Below are 16,081 nucleotides of genomic sequence, written 5' to 3' on the forward strand. Positions count from 1 at the left end.
CGGACGTCCGCCGATCTTCACCTGCGCCCGGAGGACGCCTGTTGACGCCCCAGGGCACGCCCCGGAGAAACGCACGGCGAAGATCACCCTACTCGCCGAAGACGGAAGATCAAGGCAGCCTCCTGGGGCATGCCGAAGGGCGACCACCCGGATGGGTGATCGCCCTTCGGTGAGGTCACTCAGTGCCTTACGACACGAACGGCCTCGGGAGAGTCAGGAGACTCTCGAAGTCACTTGACCTCGACGGAAGCGCCGGCGCCCTTGAGGGACTCGGCAGCCTTCTCGGCGGCCTCCTTGGCGACCTTCTCGAGGACGGGCTTCGGGGCGCCGTCGACGAGGTCCTTGGCCTCCTTGAGACCCAGCGAGGTCAGCTCACGCACGACCTTGATGACCTGGATCTTCTTCTCGCCGGCACCCGTGAGGATGACGTCGAACTCGTCCTGCTCCTCAGCGGCCTCGGCGGCCGGGCCGACGCCCGCGGGGCCGGCAACGGCGACCGCGGCGGCAGCGGTGACGTCGAACTTCTCCTCGAACGCCTTAACGAACTCGGAGAGCTCGATGAGGGTGAGCTCCTCGAACTGGGCGAGCAGGTCTTCCTGGCTGAGCTTCGCCATGATGGCGTCCTTCCACTATTCGGCAGGTGCCGGATGTATATGTCGGCGGGCGTACATGGAGCCCGCTGGACCGCTGAGCGAAATTACTCGGCGGCCTCGGCGGGAGCCGGCGTACCGGCACCGCCCTGCTCGGCCTTCTTGGCGCGAAGCGCTTCCGCGGTGCGGACGAACTTCGACGGCAGAGCCTGGAAGAGCTGCGCAGCCTGAGTCTGCTTGCCCTTCATGGCGCCGGCCAGCTTGGCGAGCAGCACCTCGCGGGACTCGAGGTCCGCGAGCTTCTTGATCTCATCGGCGGACAGCGCCTTACCGTCAAGGACACCGCCCTTGATGATGAGGTTGGGGTTGTCCTTGGCGAAGTCACGAAGACCCTTCGCCGACTCCACCGGGTCACCGGTGATGAAGGCAACCGCCGTCGGACCTGCGAAGAGGTCGTCCAGCGTGTCGATCCCGGCCTCGTTGGCCGCAATCTTGGTCAGCGTGTTCTTCACCACGGCGTACTGGGCGTTCTCACCGAGCGAACGACGCAGCGTCTTGAGCTGCGCCACGGTGAGACCCCGGTACTCGGTCAGCACGGCGGCGTTCGAGCTGCGGAACTGGTCCGTCAGCTCGGCTACCGCGGCAGCCTTGTCGGGCCTTGCCATGAGCGTCGGCCTCCTTCCGGGTGATGAGGACCGCTCAGAAGGGGCCGGGAAAGACGAAACGCCCCAGCACAAGTGCCAGGGCGCGGCTCGACCGGACAGAGTCCGGGAGCGTTCCACAGTCACCTGCGCAGGTCGTCCGATCTAGCGGAACCTTCGGTCACCGTGCCTCTTGCGAGAGCGCGGCAACGACCAGCGGTCTTTGGCTTCCTGTGGAGCGTACGCGACCGGGGCCATCCGGAGCAAATCCGTCCCGGTTCGACCCACGCGAGAGGTTTGGGAGCCGGTCGGACGGCTCAGGCGGCTCCTGGGCCGCGTCGTGCGGGGACGGGCCCCGCTAGCCTCCGAAGAGGTCGCGGGGGCCCGTCCTCGCACGGCACCGACGGATCAGGTGGTCGTGGGGCCCGTCCCCTGTCCGGCCCCCTTCAGCATCTCCATCAGATCGAAGGTCTCGCCCGCGGGCGGCGCCTCGACGGCCACACCGGCACCGTAGTCCGAGTAGTCGGCGACCACGGTGATTTCGCCCTGCGGGTTGTCCACCCCGACGTTCATACGCCTCGGGTAACCGTCCTCGTCGACCCAGACCTCGGTGTCGTAGCCCGTGATCCCGCTCTTCTTCACGTTGGCGAGCAGCGCCTTGCGCTCCTCGGCCGACAGGACGTCGAGCGACTTGTCGGCAGACAGCATCTCGGCGACCGAGAGCGAGCCCTTGTAGTGCTGCGTCGCGACCCCACCGATCTTCTCGGCGCCGACGCGCTTGAGATTCGGAGACTCCAGGAGCAGCGCCAGCTGCTGCGCCGGGTCCTGGTTCATCCCCTCCAGGCCACGGGTCATCTGCTTCTGCGCGGCGGCGTTCCCGGATGCCTTCGCGATGGCACCCAGGTCCATCTTCATCCAGCGCTTGCCGTCCATCTCGGCGGCGGCCGAGGCACCCATGTCCATGAACATGACGTTGTCCGCCATGATCATGCGGACCTGCTCCGGTGCGTCCGGAGCGGCCTGGAGCGCCTCGCCCTTCATGGTCATGTCCATCACGGTGGGTCCCCAGCCCATCGTGCCGTCCATCTCCATCGTGCCGCCGGCGGCGGCAGGCGAGGTGACCGTCATGTGCACCTTGGCCGACTTCGCGGCCGCGGTCTTCTTGTACGCGGCCGTCAACACCTCTGTCACCGGCGCTTCCGACTTCGCCGCACCCGCCGCCGGCTTCTTCTCACCGCTCTGGCAGCCTGCAACTCCAGCGACCACGACCGCCAGCGTCAGCGAGACGCCCGCCCGCCTCCATGCCGACATACTCATGCCCCACCCCTATGTATGTTGTCGAACCGTTGAACGGTAACGCACCCCACTGACAGGCCGCGCATGAAAAAACCGTCCCCCCACCGCTCCGGAGAGCAGCGGGGGGACGGTCCTCGGTCACGCGATCCGCGACCACCGTCAGCTTCAGACGGCGGCCGGGTCCTCCTCGACGAGGAGGTTGCGCACGCGGTTGGCGTCCAGCGGGATGCCGGGGCCCATCGTCGTGCTCATGGTCGCCTTCTTGATGAAGCGACCCTTCGCGGCGGACGGCTTCAGACGGAGGATCTCCTCCAGGGCCGCGCCGTAGTTCTCGACCAGCTTCGTGTCATCGAAAGAGGTCTTTCCGATGATGAAGTGCAGGTTCGAGTGCTTGTCGACGCGGAACTCGATCTTTCCGCCCTTGATGTCGTTGACAGCCTTGACGACATCGGGGGTGACGGTGCCGGTCTTCGGGTTCGGCATCAGACCACGCGGACCGAGCACGCGGCCCAGGCGGCCGACCTTGCCCATGAGGTCCGGCGTGGCGACGACGGCGTCGAAGTCCAGACGGCCCTTCGCCACCTCGTCGATGAGCTCGTCGGCGCCGACGATGTCGGCGCCCGCGGCTTCCGCGGCCGCAGCACGGTCACCGGTCGCGAAGACCAGGACCCGGGCGGTCTTGCCGGTGCCGTGCGGGAGGTTCACGGTGCCACGGACCATCTGGTCGGCCTTGCGCGGGTCTACACCCAGGGCAAACGCGACCTCGACGGTGCTGTCGAACTTCGTGGTGGCGGTGTCCTTGGCGATACGGACGGCCTCGAGCGGGGCGTACTGGCGCTCCCGGTCGATCTTCGCGTCCGCAGCGCGGAGGTTCTTGCTGCGCTTCACTTCTGCTCCTGTGGTTTTCAGAGTGTGGAGTCGTGGTGCGGACCAGCGCTTGGTCCTACCACTGAGGGGCTACGGGGCTGACTCAGCCTTCGACCGTGATGCCCATGGAACGGGCGGTGCCAGCGATGATCTTCGACGCGGCGTCGAGGTCGTTGGCGTTCAGGTCGGGGAGCTTGGTCGTGGCGATCTCGCGGACCTGGGCAGCCGTCAGCTTGGCGACCTTGGTCTTGTGCGGCTCGCCGGAGCCCTTGTCCACACCCGCGGCCTTGAGGATCAGCTTGGCGGCCGGCGGAGTCTTCGTGATGAAGGTGAAGGAGCGGTCCTCGTAGACCGTGATCTCCACCGGCACGACCATGCCACGCTGCGACTCGGTCGCGGCGTTGTAGGCCTTGCAGAACTCCATGATGTTGACGCCGTGCTGGCCCAGTGCGGGGCCGACCGGCGGTGCCGGGTTGGCCGCACCGGCGTTGATCTGGAGCTTGATAAGCCCCGTGATCTTCTTCTTCTTGGGAGGCATTGCTCTCTCCGGGTCCTAGTGAGAGTGTTTCGCCGCCATTCCGGTCATCCGGATGGAGGCATACCGCACAACGATAACGGGTACAGTCGCGCGACCAAAAACGAGCAGGTCAGACAGGCTGCGAAGCCGGTCTGACCTGCTCGATAGGCATGTGTCCGGAAGCTGACGGAAAGCGTCAGTTCTTCTGGATCTGGTCGAAGCTGAGCTCGACCGGGGTCTCGCGGCCGAAGATCTCGACGAGGCCCTTGACCTTCTTCGAGTCGGCGTTGATCTCGTTGATCGTCGCCTGCAGTGTCGCGAACGGGCCGTCGGTGACGGTGACCGAGTCGCCGACCTCGAAGTCCAGCACCTGGACCTCGACCTTGCGGGCGGGAGCCGGCTTGCCCTCGGCCTCGGCCGCCTCGCGGGCCGCCTTCTCCTCGGCCTCGGGGGCGAGCATCTTGACGATCTCGTCCAGCGTCAGCGGGTACGGGTCGTAGGCGTTGCCGACGAAGCCGGTGACGCCGGGCGTGTTGCGGACGACGCCCCACGACTCGTTCGTCAGGTCCATGCGCACCAGGACGTAACCCGGGAGCTTGTTCTGGCGGACGTTCTTGCGCTCGCCGTTCTTGATCTGGACGATCTCTTCCTCGGGCACTTCGGCCTGGTAGATGAAGTCCTCGACGTTGAGCGAGACGGCGCGCTGCTCCAGGTTGGCCTTCACGCGCTTCTCGTAACCGGCGTACGTGTGGATGACGTACCACTCGCCGGGAAGTCCGCGGAGCTCGTCGCGCAGGGCGGTGACGGGGTCGACCGGTTCGGCCTCCTCGACGTCTTCCTCGTCCTCGGTGGCGACCGCTTCGTCGTCCTCGTCGTCCTCGTCGGACCCGTCCTCGTCGGAAACAGCGTCGTCCTCGGCGGACTCGGCCTGCTCGTCCTCGGCGGCGTCAGCAGCTTCGACCTGGTCCGGGGCCACGGCATCCGCCGCCTCGACGATGTCGAGCTCGTCCTCGGCGGACTCGACGGCGCTCGCCGTGGGCTCGGCGTCGTCGTTCAGGTTCGGGTCAGACACGATGGCTGCTTCTTCCTGGATACATATGGGTGGAACATGCGAAAGGGGCGCCGATGAGGCGCCCTCCGCGGGATCAGCCGAAGACGTACTTGATGACCCGCGCGAATCCGAAGTCAATCACGGTGACGAGACCGATCATCACGACCACGAATGCGATCACCACGGCCGTATAGGTCGAGAGCTGGTTGCGCGTCGGCCATACGACCTTGCGGAGCTCAGCGATGATCTGGCGGTAGAACAACGCGAGACGGCCCAGAGGGCCCTTCTTGCCGCGCTTGCCGCCCTTCCGGGCCTTCTTCTTCGACTCGGGGGCTTCGTCCTCGGCATCAGGCATGTCGATGGAGCCCACGGCGTCCGTCACGCTACTCACCTGATTCCGGGTCATGGCCGTGCCGCGCCCGGTGGAGCCGCACGGCGGTGCATTGAAGTACGTACATGCGCACACATCCTGGCGGAGGAGTGTGTAGCAGGGCCGGAGGGACTTGAACCCCCAACCGCTGGTTTTGGAGACCAGTGCTCTACCAATTGAGCTACGACCCTTTGTGGATTCCACCAACCTACCGCATCTTCACCGGTGGGCCGGTGGGGAAGACGGTTCGGCTGATGAAGGCCAACGACAGGTGAGTGTACGTGCTCAGGGGCGCCGCGTCGAACAGACAACAACCGACCGGTCCTGTCCGGATGCTGTCCGAGTGCTGTCCGGTCCCTGAAACCGCTGTGCTCCGGGGTTTTCCGGTCTGCGAGCATGGGGGCATGAGCGCTGCAACTTCTCCGTCCGAGCGCCGGGTCTCGGCCCGCATCGGTGCGATCTCCGAGTCCGCCACCCTCGCCGTCGACGCAAAGGCCAAGGCCCTCAAGGCCGCCGGGCGTCCGGTGATCGGGTTCGGCGCCGGCGAGCCCGACTTCCCGACCCCTGGTTACATCGTCGACGCCGCGATCGAGGCGTGCCGCAACCCGAAGTACCACCGCTACACCCCCGCGGGCGGACTTCCCGAGCTCAAGGCCGCCATCGCCGCGAAGACGCTGCGCGACTCCGGTTACGAGGTCGACGCCTCCCAGATCCTCGTGACCAACGGCGGCAAGCAGGCCATCTACGAGGCGTTCGCCGCGCTCCTGGACCCGGGTGACGAGGTCATCGTCCCGGCGCCGTACTGGACGACCTACCCCGAGTCGATCCGTCTCGCCGGCGGTGTGCCGGTCGAGGTCGTGGCCGACGAGACCACCGGGTACCGGGTCTCGGTCGAGCAGTTGGAGGCGGCCCGTACCGAGCGTACGAAGGTCGTCCTGTTCGTGTCGCCGTCCAACCCGACCGGCGCCGTGTACGACGAGGCCGGCACCGAGGCGATCGGCCGCTGGGCCGTCGAGCACGGGCTGTGGGTGATGACGGACGAGATCTACGAGCACCTCGTCTACGGCGACACGTCCTTCACCTCGCTCCCCGCGGTCGTGCCCGAGCTGCGCGACAAGTGCATCGTGGTCAACGGCGTCGCCAAGACCTACGCCATGACCGGCTGGCGGGTCGGCTGGATCATCGGCCCCAAGGACATCGTGAAGGCCGCGACGAACCTGCAGTCGCACGCCACGTCCAACGTCAGCAACGTCGCCCAGGCCGCCGCGCTGGCCGCGGTCTCCGGCCCCCTGGACGCCGTCGCCGAGATGCGGAGCGCGTTCGACCGCCGCCGCAAGACGATCGTGCGCATGCTGAACGAGATCGACGGCGTGCTCTGCCCCGAGCCCGAGGGCGCGTTCTACGCCTACCCGTCCGTGAAGGAGCTGCTCGGCAAGGAGATCCGCGGCAAGCGCCCCGCGGACTCCGTCGAGCTCGCGGCCCTGATCCTGGACGAGGCCGAGGTCGCCGTCGTGCCCGGTGAGGCGTTCGGCACGCCCGGCTACCTCCGGCTGTCGTACGCCCTGGGCGACGACGACCTCGTCGAGGGCATCTCGCGGCTCCAGAAGCTGCTGGGCGAGGCCCGCGACTGACGCGGAGCGCCCACCCACGAAGGTGACTCCCGGCTCCGGTCGGGGGTCACCTTTTTGTTCGAGGGGTAACTCACAAGGGGATCCGGCTACCGCCGCACCCCTCGCGTGCGGCAAGATCCTTCAATGGAGCGTGACGTACGGCTGTTGCCCAAGGCCCATCTGCACCTGCACTTCACCGGGTCGATGCGGCCGACGACCCTGCTCGAACTCGCGGACAAGTACGGCGTCCACCTGCCCGAGGCGCTGACCGGCGGCGAGCCGCCCAAGCTGCGGGCCACGGACGAGCGGGGCTGGTTCCGCTTCCAGCGTCTCTACGACATCGCCCGGTCCTGCCTGCGCGAGCCGGAGGACATCCAGCGGCTCGTGCGCGAGACCGCGATGGAGGACGTCGCGGACGGCTCCGGGTGGCTGGAGATCCAGGTCGACCCGACCTCGTACGCCCCCCTGCTCGGCGGGCTCATCCCGGCCATCGAGATCATCCTGGACGCCGTGGACCGCGCGGCCCGCGAGACGGGGCTGGGGATCCGGGTGGTGATCGCGGCGAACCGGATGAAGCACCCGCTGGACGCCCGCACGCTGGCCCGGCTCGCCGTGCGGTACGCCGACCAGGGAGTGGTCGGCTTCGGGCTCTCCAACGACGAGCGGCGCGGAATGGCGCGCGACTTCGACCGGGCCTTCGCCATCGCCCGCGAGGGCGGGCTGATCGCCGCACCGCACGGCGGGGAGCTCTCGGGCCCGTCCAGCGTCCGGGACTGCCTGGACGACCTCGACGCCTCCCGGGTCGGACACGGCGTGCGGGCCGCCGAGGACCCCCGGCTCATGTCACTGCTCGCGGAGCGCGGGGTGACGTGCGAGGTCTGCCCGGCGTCCAACGTCGCGCTCGGCGTCTACGAGAAGCCCGACGACGTACCCCTGCGCACTTTGTTCGACGCGGGGGTGCCGATGGCGCTGGGGGCGGACGACCCGCTGCTGTTCGGCTCGCGCCTGGCGGCGCAGTACGACCTCGTACGCCGCCATCACGCCTTTACCGACGAGGAACTGGCCGAGCTCGCGCGGCAGTCGGTACGCGGCTCCGTGGCGCCCGTGGAGGTGCGGGAGAAGATGCTCGGCGGCATCGACGCCTGGCTCCTCGGCTGAGGCCGTCCGGCTGGGTGACGGCGGACCTGCGGCCGGCCCGCCGCCCTGCGCTGGTGCGTGCGGACCGTGCGACCGCGTGGGCGGCGGTTACAGGCTGACGCCGACCGTCACCGGTTCGTTGACGAGCGTGACCCCGAAGGCCTCGTGGACCCCTGCGACGACCTCGCGGGCCAGGGCCAGCAGGTCCTCGGTGGTGGCGTCGCCCCGGTTGGTGAGGGCGAGCGTGTGCTTGGTGGAGATGCGCGCGGGTCCCGTCCCGTAGCCCTTGGTGAACCCCGCCCTGTCGATCAGCCACGCGGCGGAGGTCTTCACCAGTCCCTCGCCGGCGGGAAACGCGGGCGGCGTCACGTCGCCGCCCAGCCGGTCCTCCGCACGGACGAGGAACGCGGCGTACTCCGCCTCGTCGAGGACGGGGTTGGTGAAGAAGGACCCGGCCGACCAGGTGTCGTGGTCCTCCGGGTCGAGCACCATGCCCTTGCCCGCCCGCAGGCTCAGAACCGTCTCGCGCGCCGCCTCGGCGGGCACCCGGTCGCCCTGCTCGACGCCCATGGCGCGGGCGGTCTCCGGATACCTCAGGGGTGCGGACAGCCCGCCCGCGTCCTCCAGCCCGAAACGGACGCGCAGGACGACGAAGCGGTCGGGTTCGGCCTTGAAGCGGCTGTGGCGGTACGAGAAGGCGCACGCCTCGTTGGAAAGGGTGACCGTCTCGCGGGTGTGCCGGTCGTAGGCGACGACCTCGGTGATCACCGAGGACACCTCCTGCCCGTAGGCCCCGACGTTCTGGATCGGTGTCGCGCCGGCGGACCCGGGGATCCCGGCGAGACATTCGAGGCCCGCCAGGCCGGCCTCGACGGTGCGGGCGACGGCGTCGGTCCAGACCTCACCGGCGGCCAGTTCGAGCGTCGTGCCGGTGAGCTCGAAACCCTCGGTGGCGATGCGCAGCGCGGTGCCGTCGAAGCCCTTGTCGCCGATGACCAGGTTGGATCCCCCGCCGATGATCAGCAGCGGGGTGCCGCTCGCGTCGGCTTCGCGGACGGCGGCGACCACCTCCGCGTCGGTGGTGGCCGTCAGGAGTCGGTCGGCCGGGCCACCGAGCCGGAAGGTGGTCAGGGGGGCGAGGGGGGCATCGTGGAGTTCGTGCACGGGGACAAGAGTACGGTCCGTGGCCGCGTCGGCCGGGCGGGGCCACGGGGGTGCCGCTCCTGGGCCGGGCCGGCGTCGCGGCGGGCGGGTGGGGCCTCGGTCGTGCCCCGGACGCGCGCAGGGCGCCCTCATGACGAGAGCGCCCTGTGCGCGTCCGCGGCCGACGCGGACGGCGGTACGTCAGGCCAGGCGGACGACGGCGCGGGACATGCCCAGCACCTTCTTGCCGTCGCTGATCGCGGTCAGATCGACCCGCACGAGGTTGTCGTCCAGCTTCGCCGCGACCTTGCCGCTGACCTCGACCAGCGCCCCGGTGTCGTCGTTCGGCACGACGACGGGCTTGGTGAACCGCACCCCGTACTCGACGACCGCGCCCGGGTCGCCGGCCCAGTCCGTGACCACGCGGACCGCCTCGGCCATGGTGAACATGCCGTGCGCGATCACGTCGGGCAGCCCGACCTCGCGTGCGAACTTCTCGTTCCAGTGAATCGGGTTGAAGTCACCCGAGGCACCGGCGTACTGGACCAGGGTCGCGCGGGTGACGGGGAAGGACTGCGCGGGCAGCTCCGTACCGACCTCGACCGCTCCGTAGGCGATGCTCGCCGTCATCACGCCTCCTCGGCGGCACGGGCCACCAGCTTCGTCCACGCGGTCACGACGTGCTCACCGGACTCGTCGTGGACCTCGCCGCGGATGTCGACGATGTCGTTGCCGGCCATCGACTTGATGGCCTCGATGGTCGAGGTGACGGCCAGCCGGTCGCCCGCCCGCACGGGGCGGGTGTACGCGAACTTCTGGTCGCCGTGCACGACACGGCTGTAGTCCAGTCCCAGCTGCGGGTCCTCGATGACCTGACCCGCCGCTCTGAAGGTGATCGAGAACACGAATGTGGGCGGTGCGATCACATCCGGGTGCCCCAGAGCCTTGGCGGCCTCCGTGTCGACGTACGCGGGGTTGGTGTCGCCCACCGCTTCCGCGAACTCCCGGATCTTCTCCCGGCCGACCTCGTACGCCGGGGTGGGCGGATAGGTCCGCCCCACGAAGGACTGGTCGAGCGCCATGAGCCCGCTACCTCCTGATGAAAAAGTCGAATAGGGCGAGGAACAACCCAATAAAACGACACGAGGCCGCCCCCAGTGGGGACGGCCTCGTGTACGAGCCTGTTTCAGCGCGTTTCGCGGTGCGCAGTGTGCGAGTTGCAGCGCGGGCAGTGCTTCTTCATCTCAAGACGGTCCGGGTTGTTACGCCGGTTCTTCTTGGTGATGTAGTTCCGCTCCTTGCACTCCACGCAGGCCAGCGTGATCTTCGGGCGGACGTCGGTGGCAGCCACGTGAGTGCTCCTTGGACGGACGGATGGACGGATGAACGCATAAAAGAGTAGCCGATCGAAGGACCGACCCCACAATCGGCTACCGTTAGTAGCGGTGACCGGACTTGAACCGGTGACACAGCGATTATGAGCCGCTTGCTCTACCGACTGAGCTACACCGCTTTGATGACGGGTTTCCCCGCCGAAGCGGAGTCACCCGATCACCAGAGCCCCAATGCGGAATCGAACCGCAGACCTTCTCCTTACCATGGAGACGCTCTACCGACTGAGCTATTGGGGCGAGCGAGGAAGACATTACACGGTCTGTCGCCGACGCCCAAATCCGTTTCCCCCGCCCTCACCGGCCCCTCAGGAGACGTTCCGCCGAGTCGTGCGATCGGCCCCCTGATCAGGGCCTTGATCAGCTCGTACACCGCGTCCGCGGGGTTCCCGCCAAGCCGGGCTGCCCCCGCTGCCCCGCCCGCCCCACGCGGACCGCATTCGTACGACTAACTCGCCCTCCGCGCCCGGGGCCGCGGCCCCGCCTAGGCTCGGCGCACTCTCTGCGTGATCTTGCTTGCCCCCAGGAGCGGCACGATGTCCGAAGGCCCCAGCGACGCGCCCGCGCTCCTGCTCAGCGGGGCGCGGCTCGCCGACGGGCGCGCCGTCGACGTACGGATCAGCGGGCCACGCATCGAGGCGGTCGGCACGGCGGGCAGCCTCCGCACCGTGGGGAGGCGGCTCGACCTGCGCGGCTACCTCCTGCTGCCCGCGCCCGCCGAACCGCACGCACACCCCGACACGGCACTCACCGCGGGCGGCCCGGCGTCCCACCGCCCGGAGGACGTCCGTCGCCGAGCCACGGAAGCGGCACTGCTCCAGCTCAGCCACGGCGCCACCGCTCTGCGCGCCCACGTGCGCGTGGGCGATGCCCGGGGGCCGGGTGCGCTCGAAGCCGTGCTGGAGGCCGGCCGCTCCCTGCGAGGCCTGACCGACCTGACCGCCGTGGCCGTTCCCCGGATCCTCACCGGCGTCGCGGGCGCCGACGGCCTCGCCCGGCTCCGCGACGCCGTGGAGATGGGCGCGGGCGTGATCGGCGGCTGCCCCGACCTCGACCCGGACCCCGCCGGCCACCTCGAGGCGGTCCTGGACCTCGCCGCCGCGCACGGCCTGCCGGTCGACCTGCACACGGAGGGTGACGACCCCGCCGGCCTCACCCGGCTCGCGGCCATGGCCGCCGGACTCCGCCCCGGCGTCTGCCTGGGGCCCTGCGCGGGCCTCTCGAGGCTTCCGGACGAGGAGGCCGCCCGCGCGGCCGACCGGCTCGCCGCCGCCTCCGTGACCGTGATCTGTCTCCCCCAGGGCCTGTGCTCGGGCTCCCGGACGCGCGGCACCCCGCCCGTGCGGCTGCTGCGGGCCGCGGGGGTACGGGTCGCCGCAGGCAGCGGGGCCCTGCGCGACGGCTCGAACCCGGTCGGCCGGGGCGATCCGCTGGAGGCCGCCTATCTGCTCGCCTCGCAACAAGGCCTCACCCCCCAGCAGGCGTACGACGCCGTCTCGGCCACTGCCAGGGCTGCGCTGGGCCTGCCCGGGGTGCGCGTCGAGGCCGGTTTCCCCGCGGAACTGCTCGCCGTGCGCGGGGACGGCCTGGCAGGGGCGCTCTCGCTGGCGTACAGCCGGATCGTGGTGCACCGCGGGCGCGTCGTGGCGCGGACCAGCGCCGTACGTGAGTACCGGGACTCGGGGGCGGCTTCCGGACTGGACCTTCCTCGCCAGGGAAGGGTGGATTCCGGCCACGGCGGTGGGCCTTGAGCGCGAGCGCCCGGTGCGGCGTACCGTCGGAAACATGCGCATTGTCATTGCAGGTGGACATGGTCAGATCGCGCTGCGGCTCGAGCGTCTGCTCGCCGCGCGCGGTGACGAGGCGGTGGGCGTCATCCGCAACCCGCGACAGAGCGAGGATCTGAGGGAGGCGGGGGCGGAACCCGTCGTCCTCGACCTCGAATCGGCGTCCGTCGAGGAGGTGGCGGAGGCGCTGCGGGGAGCGGACGCGGCGGTCTTCGCAGCCGGCGCGGGTCCGAACAGCGGGTCGGCGCGCAAGGACACGGTGGACCGCGGGGCGGCCGTGCTCTTCGCGGACGCGGCGGAGCGGGCGGGGGTGCGGCGCTACATCGTCGTCTCGTCCATGGGAGCCGACCCCCACCACCCCGGCGACGAGGTGTTCGACCTCTACCTGCGGGCGAAGGGGGAGGCGGACGCGTACGTACGCTCCAGGTCCGGTCTGGACTGGACGATCCTGCGCCCCGGGATGCTCACGAACGACGCGGGCACCGGCCTGGTCCAGCTCGCCGCCTCGACGGGCCGTGGACCGATCCCCCGCGACGACGTGGCGGCGGTACTGCTGGAACTGCTGGACACCCCGGCGACGGCGGGCCTGACGCTGGAACTCATCAGCGGGAACAAGCCGGTGGCGGTCGCGGTGAAGGACATCGCGGGGAACTGACGCCCGGCCTGGGCGGCGAACGGGACGCGGCGGACGACCGGTGTGTGACCGTGTGCGACCTGAACACGGCGCACACCGGGCCGCGCACGGGCCCTGAGCGGCGCGGCAACGCCCACTTGCGGCGTCCGTCCTGCCCGGGACCCGCAACTCGGCTCCGTCAGCCACTGGTTGCCAAGCTCCTGAGCGCAAGACCCAGCAGCGGCCCACAACCGGAGCGACGCGGCGCTGCGGGAGTGGAACGAGCCGGAGTGAGCCCATCCCCGGGGGCGACTGGGGGGACACTCTTGACCAAGGGTGGGATTCCTGGGCCGGTCGGCGCGCTCCATGGTCCGACCTGCACACATGCAGAAACCCCGCCCGACCTGTGGTTTAAGCAGGTCGGACGGGGTTTCCCGTCCTGTGGCGGCGCCAGGGTTCGAACCTGGGTAGGCTGAGCCGGCAGATTTACAGTCTGCTCCCTTTGGCCACTCGGGCACACCGCCTCGAACGACGCGTTGAAGTCCTTGCGGACTCCTTGGCGACGACGTAAACGATACCCGATGCCCAGGGGTGCTACGCCACCTGATTGATCAGCGCCGGGCGCGGGCGGGGGTGGCTAGGCTTTGTGCCGTACCCAACGCATACGACGCAAGGAGCCACACGTCATGGCCGACTCCAGTTTCGACATCGTCTCGAAGGTCGAGCGGCAGGAGGTCGACAACGCCCTCAACCAGGCCGCCAAGGAGATCTCCCAGCGCTACGACTTCAAGGGGACGGGCGCGTCGATCTCCTGGTCCGGCGAGAAGATCCTGATGGAGGCGAACGGCGAGGAGCGCGTCAAGGCGATCCTCGACATCTTCCAGTCCAAGCTGATCAAGCGCGGGATCTCCCTGAAGTCGCTGGATGCGGGCGAGCCGCAGCTGTCCGGCAAGGAGTACAAGATCTTCGCCTCGATCGAGGAGGGCATCTCCCAGGAGAACGCCAAGAAGGTGGCGAAGATCATTCGCGACGAGGGCCCCAAGGGCGTCAAGGCGCAGGTCCAGGGCGAGGAGCTGCGCGTCAGCTCCAAGAGCCGCGACGACCTCCAGGCGGTGCAGGCGCTGATCAAGGGCAAGGACCTCGACTTCGCCGTGCAGTTCGCCAACTACCGGTAGACGGTTCGCAGCCGTGTGCTGCGGTGCGGGGGCGGGGCGGGGTGTGCCTGATCGGCGCGGCCGCCCCGTTCTCGTGCCCCCGGGCGTCGCTGGGCGCCCGTGTCTGCATGGGGGCGCCGCCATCATGCCCCATGCCCGTCCGCCCGAAGGTGCGCACGCACACGCGCCCTTGCGTTCCTCCGTATGCCCTGAGGCGCCCTGACGCGCTCCGACACGCCCTGGGCAGCCTCGTCCGGCGTCCGCTGCGTGGCACACGGAGCCGCACAGGCGTGAAGGTCAGCGGCGTTCGCGGGAGTTGCCGAAGAGCAGCCTGTAGGCGATCAGCAGCACCAGGGAGCCGGCGATGGCCGCTACCCACGTGGCCGTGTCGTAGAAGTCCGTGCTGATGGGGCGGTCGAGGAAGCGGGACGACAGCCAGCCGCCCAGGAAGGCGCCCACGATGCCTATCAGGGTCGTGCCGAGGATGCCGCCGGGGTCGCGGCCCGGCAGAAGCAGCTTGGCTATGGCGCCGGCCAGCAGCCCGAGGATGATCCAGCTGATGATGCTCATGTTGGCGTACCTACCCGTCACTTGTTCCTGCAAGCCAGGACGCCTGCATGACGAGTGCGGTTGCCGGTCGGATGTGGTTCAGCGCGCCGCGAACGGCTGGTCGTCGCTGCGGACGATCTCCTTGCCGAAGGGCATCAGCGAGACGGGGATCAGCTTGAAGTTCGCGATGCCGAGGGGGATGCCGATGATCGTGACGCACAGCGCGATGCCGGTGAAGATGTGGCCGAGCGCCAGCCACCAGCCCGCCAGGATCACCCAGAGGACGTTGCCGATGAGTGAGGGGGCTCCGGCGTCGTAGCGGTCGACGACGCTGTAGCCGAAGGGCCAGAGGGCGTAGACGCCGATGCGGAACGCTGCCAGGCCGAAGGGGATGCCGATGATCGTGATGCAGAGCAGGAGCCCTGCGGCGATGTAGCCGAGGAACATCCAGAATCCGCACAGGACCAGCCAAATGACGTTCAGGATTGTCTTCACGGTCGATACCCTGCCATCTGCTCGAGTCGGGCGATGCGTTCGGCCATGGGCGGGTGGGTGGAGAACATTTTGGACAGGCCCTGGCCGGGACGGAACGGGTTCGCGATCATCATGTGACTCGCGGTCTCGATCCGTGGTTCGGGTGGGAGCGGAAGCTGTTTGGTGCCGGCGTCCAGCTTGCGCAGGGCGCTCGCCAGAGCGAGCGGGTCGCCGGTGAGCTGGGCCCCGGACGCGTCTGCCTGGTACTCGCGGGAACGGCTCACGGCGAGCTGGATGACCGAGGCGGCGAGGGGGCCGAGGATGAGCACCAGGAGCATCCCGAGGAGACCCGGGCCGTCGTCGTCGTCGGACCGCCCTATGGGGATGAGCCACGCGAAGTTGACGAGGAACATGACGACGGAGGCGAGGGCGCCCGCGACGGAGGAGATGAGGATGTCGCGGTTGTAGACGTGGCTCAGCTCGTGTCCGAGGACGCCGCGCAGCTCGCGTTCGTCGAGGATCTGCAGGATGCCCTCGGTGCAGCACACGGCCGCGTTCCGGGGGTTGCGGCCTGTCGCGAAGGCGTTGGGTGCCTGCGTCGGCGAGATGTAGAGCCGGGGCATGGGCTGTCGGGCCGCGGTCGAGAGCTCGCGGACCGTGCGGTAGAGCTGCGGCGCTTCGAACTCGCTGACCGGGCGTGCCCTCATGGCGCGCAGGGCGAGCTTGTCGCTGTTCCAGTACGCGTAGGCGTTGGTGGCGACGGCGACGACCAGCGCCACGATCAGCCCGGTGCGTCCGAAGAAGCTGCCGATGACGATGATGAGGGCCGACAGGCCCCCGAGGAGTACAGCGGTTTTCAGCCCGTTGTGCCGGCGGTGCACGGTAGCCCTC

At 69.1% G+C, this 16,081-nt stretch carries 19 protein-coding genes and 4 tRNA genes; 5 read left to right on the forward strand and 18 right to left on the reverse strand.

Going from position 1 to position 16,081, the window contains the following annotated elements; translation table 11 throughout:
• Nucleotides 1-230 precede the first annotated feature (230 nt).
• From rplL to OG206_RS13535, 8 genes are all read right to left on the reverse strand, one after another.
• On the reverse strand, nucleotides 231-614 hold the full coding sequence (rplL, locus tag OG206_RS13500) for a 50S ribosomal protein L7/L12 (protein ID WP_327115701.1): 384 nt from the start codon (nucleotides 612-614) through the stop codon (nucleotides 231-233).
• Between the two features lie 83 nt (nucleotides 615-697).
• Nucleotides 698-1,255 (reverse strand): 50S ribosomal protein L10, encoded by a 558-nt coding sequence (gene rplJ / locus OG206_RS13505; protein WP_327115703.1) that lies wholly within the window; start codon nucleotides 1,253-1,255, stop codon nucleotides 698-700.
• Between the two features lie 384 nt (nucleotides 1,256-1,639).
• The gene (locus OG206_RS13510; protein WP_327115705.1) at nucleotides 1,640-2,548 is read right to left on the reverse strand and encodes a hypothetical protein; all 909 of its coding nucleotides are present in this window, start codon (nucleotides 2,546-2,548) and stop codon (nucleotides 1,640-1,642) included.
• A gap of 144 nt (nucleotides 2,549-2,692) precedes the next feature.
• The gene (gene rplA, locus OG206_RS13515) at nucleotides 2,693-3,415 is read right to left on the reverse strand and encodes a 50S ribosomal protein L1 (RefSeq protein WP_327115707.1); all 723 of its coding nucleotides are present in this window, start codon (nucleotides 3,413-3,415) and stop codon (nucleotides 2,693-2,695) included.
• 82 nt (nucleotides 3,416-3,497) lie between these two features.
• Nucleotides 3,498-3,932 carry a 50S ribosomal protein L11 gene (rplK, locus tag OG206_RS13520; protein ID WP_007445924.1) on the reverse strand — a complete coding sequence of 145 codons (435 nt, stop codon included), beginning with the start codon at nucleotides 3,930-3,932 and terminating at the stop codon, nucleotides 3,498-3,500.
• 175 nt (nucleotides 3,933-4,107) lie between these two features.
• Nucleotides 4,108-4,983: a transcription termination/antitermination protein NusG gene (gene nusG, locus OG206_RS13525; RefSeq protein ID WP_327115710.1), complete on the reverse strand. Its 876-nt coding sequence runs from the start codon at nucleotides 4,981-4,983 to the stop codon at nucleotides 4,108-4,110.
• A gap of 73 nt (nucleotides 4,984-5,056) precedes the next feature.
• Nucleotides 5,057-5,344: a preprotein translocase subunit SecE gene (gene secE, locus OG206_RS13530; RefSeq protein ID WP_327115712.1), complete on the reverse strand. Its 288-nt coding sequence runs from the start codon at nucleotides 5,342-5,344 to the stop codon at nucleotides 5,057-5,059.
• A gap of 106 nt (nucleotides 5,345-5,450) precedes the next feature.
• Nucleotides 5,451-5,523, reverse strand: a tRNA-Trp gene (locus OG206_RS13535).
• Nucleotides 5,524-5,736: 213 nt separating this feature from the next.
• Between OG206_RS13535 and OG206_RS13540 the strand changes: the two genes are divergently transcribed.
• Both OG206_RS13540 and OG206_RS13545 read left to right on the forward strand, forming a co-directional pair.
• Nucleotides 5,737-6,963 (forward strand): pyridoxal phosphate-dependent aminotransferase, encoded by a 1,227-nt coding sequence (locus OG206_RS13540; RefSeq protein ID WP_327115714.1) that lies wholly within the window; start codon nucleotides 5,737-5,739, stop codon nucleotides 6,961-6,963.
• A gap of 123 nt (nucleotides 6,964-7,086) precedes the next feature.
• Complete coding sequence (locus OG206_RS13545) at nucleotides 7,087-8,100, forward strand: adenosine deaminase (RefSeq protein WP_327115716.1); 1,014 nt, start codon at nucleotides 7,087-7,089, stop codon at nucleotides 8,098-8,100.
• Between the two features lie 87 nt (nucleotides 8,101-8,187).
• Here OG206_RS13545 and OG206_RS13550 read toward each other — a convergent pair whose 3' ends face one another.
• From OG206_RS13550 to OG206_RS13575, 6 genes are all read right to left on the reverse strand, one after another.
• Nucleotides 8,188-9,243, reverse strand: coding sequence for a UDP-N-acetylmuramate dehydrogenase (locus OG206_RS13550; RefSeq protein WP_442805843.1), 1,056 nt, complete (start codon nucleotides 9,241-9,243; stop codon nucleotides 8,188-8,190).
• A gap of 180 nt (nucleotides 9,244-9,423) precedes the next feature.
• Nucleotides 9,424-9,852, reverse strand: a complete 429-nt coding sequence (locus OG206_RS13555) for a MaoC family dehydratase (RefSeq protein WP_327115718.1) — start codon at nucleotides 9,850-9,852, stop codon at nucleotides 9,424-9,426.
• Complete coding sequence (locus tag OG206_RS13560) at nucleotides 9,852-10,304, reverse strand: MaoC family dehydratase N-terminal domain-containing protein (RefSeq protein WP_327115720.1); 453 nt, start codon at nucleotides 10,302-10,304, stop codon at nucleotides 9,852-9,854. The genes OG206_RS13555 and OG206_RS13560 overlap by 1 nt, the downstream gene beginning before the upstream one ends.
• 104 nt (nucleotides 10,305-10,408) lie before the next feature.
• Nucleotides 10,409-10,573 (reverse strand): 50S ribosomal protein L33, encoded by a 165-nt coding sequence (gene rpmG / locus OG206_RS13565; protein WP_003956487.1) that lies wholly within the window; start codon nucleotides 10,571-10,573, stop codon nucleotides 10,409-10,411.
• 89 nt (nucleotides 10,574-10,662) lie between these two features.
• Nucleotides 10,663-10,735 (reverse strand) — tRNA-Met (locus tag OG206_RS13570).
• Between the two features lie 45 nt (nucleotides 10,736-10,780).
• Nucleotides 10,781-10,853: transfer RNA gene (locus OG206_RS13575), tRNA-Thr, on the reverse strand.
• A gap of 296 nt (nucleotides 10,854-11,149) precedes the next feature.
• Between OG206_RS13575 and OG206_RS13580 the strand changes: the two genes are divergently transcribed.
• Both OG206_RS13580 and OG206_RS13585 read left to right on the forward strand, forming a co-directional pair.
• Nucleotides 11,150-12,364 carry an amidohydrolase family protein gene (locus tag OG206_RS13580; RefSeq protein WP_327115722.1) on the forward strand — a complete coding sequence of 405 codons (1,215 nt, stop codon included), beginning with the start codon at nucleotides 11,150-11,152 and terminating at the stop codon, nucleotides 12,362-12,364.
• Nucleotides 12,365-12,398: 34 nt separating this feature from the next.
• On the forward strand, nucleotides 12,399-13,055 hold the full coding sequence (locus OG206_RS13585; protein ID WP_327115724.1) for an SDR family oxidoreductase: 657 nt from the start codon (nucleotides 12,399-12,401) through the stop codon (nucleotides 13,053-13,055).
• Nucleotides 13,056-13,455: 400 nt separating this feature from the next.
• Here the strand turns inward: OG206_RS13585 and OG206_RS13590 are convergent.
• Nucleotides 13,456-13,537: transfer RNA gene (locus tag OG206_RS13590), tRNA-Tyr, on the reverse strand.
• A 162-nt stretch (nucleotides 13,538-13,699) separates the two neighbouring features.
• Between OG206_RS13590 and OG206_RS13595 the strand changes: the two genes are divergently transcribed.
• Nucleotides 13,700-14,188 carry a YajQ family cyclic di-GMP-binding protein gene (locus tag OG206_RS13595; RefSeq protein ID WP_099173874.1) on the forward strand — a complete coding sequence of 163 codons (489 nt, stop codon included), beginning with the start codon at nucleotides 13,700-13,702 and terminating at the stop codon, nucleotides 14,186-14,188.
• Between the two features lie 276 nt (nucleotides 14,189-14,464).
• Here the strand turns inward: OG206_RS13595 and OG206_RS13600 are convergent, their stop codons facing one another.
• From OG206_RS13600 to htpX, 3 genes are all read right to left on the reverse strand, one after another.
• A complete protein-coding gene (locus tag OG206_RS13600; protein WP_327115728.1) occupies nucleotides 14,465-14,737 on the reverse strand; it encodes a GlsB/YeaQ/YmgE family stress response membrane protein in 273 nt (90 codons plus the stop codon).
• Nucleotides 14,738-14,815: 78 nt separating this feature from the next.
• A complete protein-coding gene (locus OG206_RS13605; protein ID WP_327115730.1) occupies nucleotides 14,816-15,211 on the reverse strand; it encodes a YccF domain-containing protein in 396 nt (131 codons plus the stop codon).
• Nucleotides 15,208-16,071 carry a zinc metalloprotease HtpX gene (gene htpX / locus OG206_RS13610; RefSeq protein ID WP_327115732.1) on the reverse strand — a complete coding sequence of 288 codons (864 nt, stop codon included), beginning with the start codon at nucleotides 16,069-16,071 and terminating at the stop codon, nucleotides 15,208-15,210. Before htpX ends, OG206_RS13605 begins: the two co-directional genes overlap by 4 nt.
• Nucleotides 16,072-16,081: the final 10 nt, after the last annotated feature.

Origin of the sequence: Streptomyces sp. NBC_01341 (genome assembly GCF_035946055.1) — a bacterium.
Classification (GTDB): Bacteria; Actinomycetota; Actinomycetes; order Streptomycetales; family Streptomycetaceae; genus Streptomyces.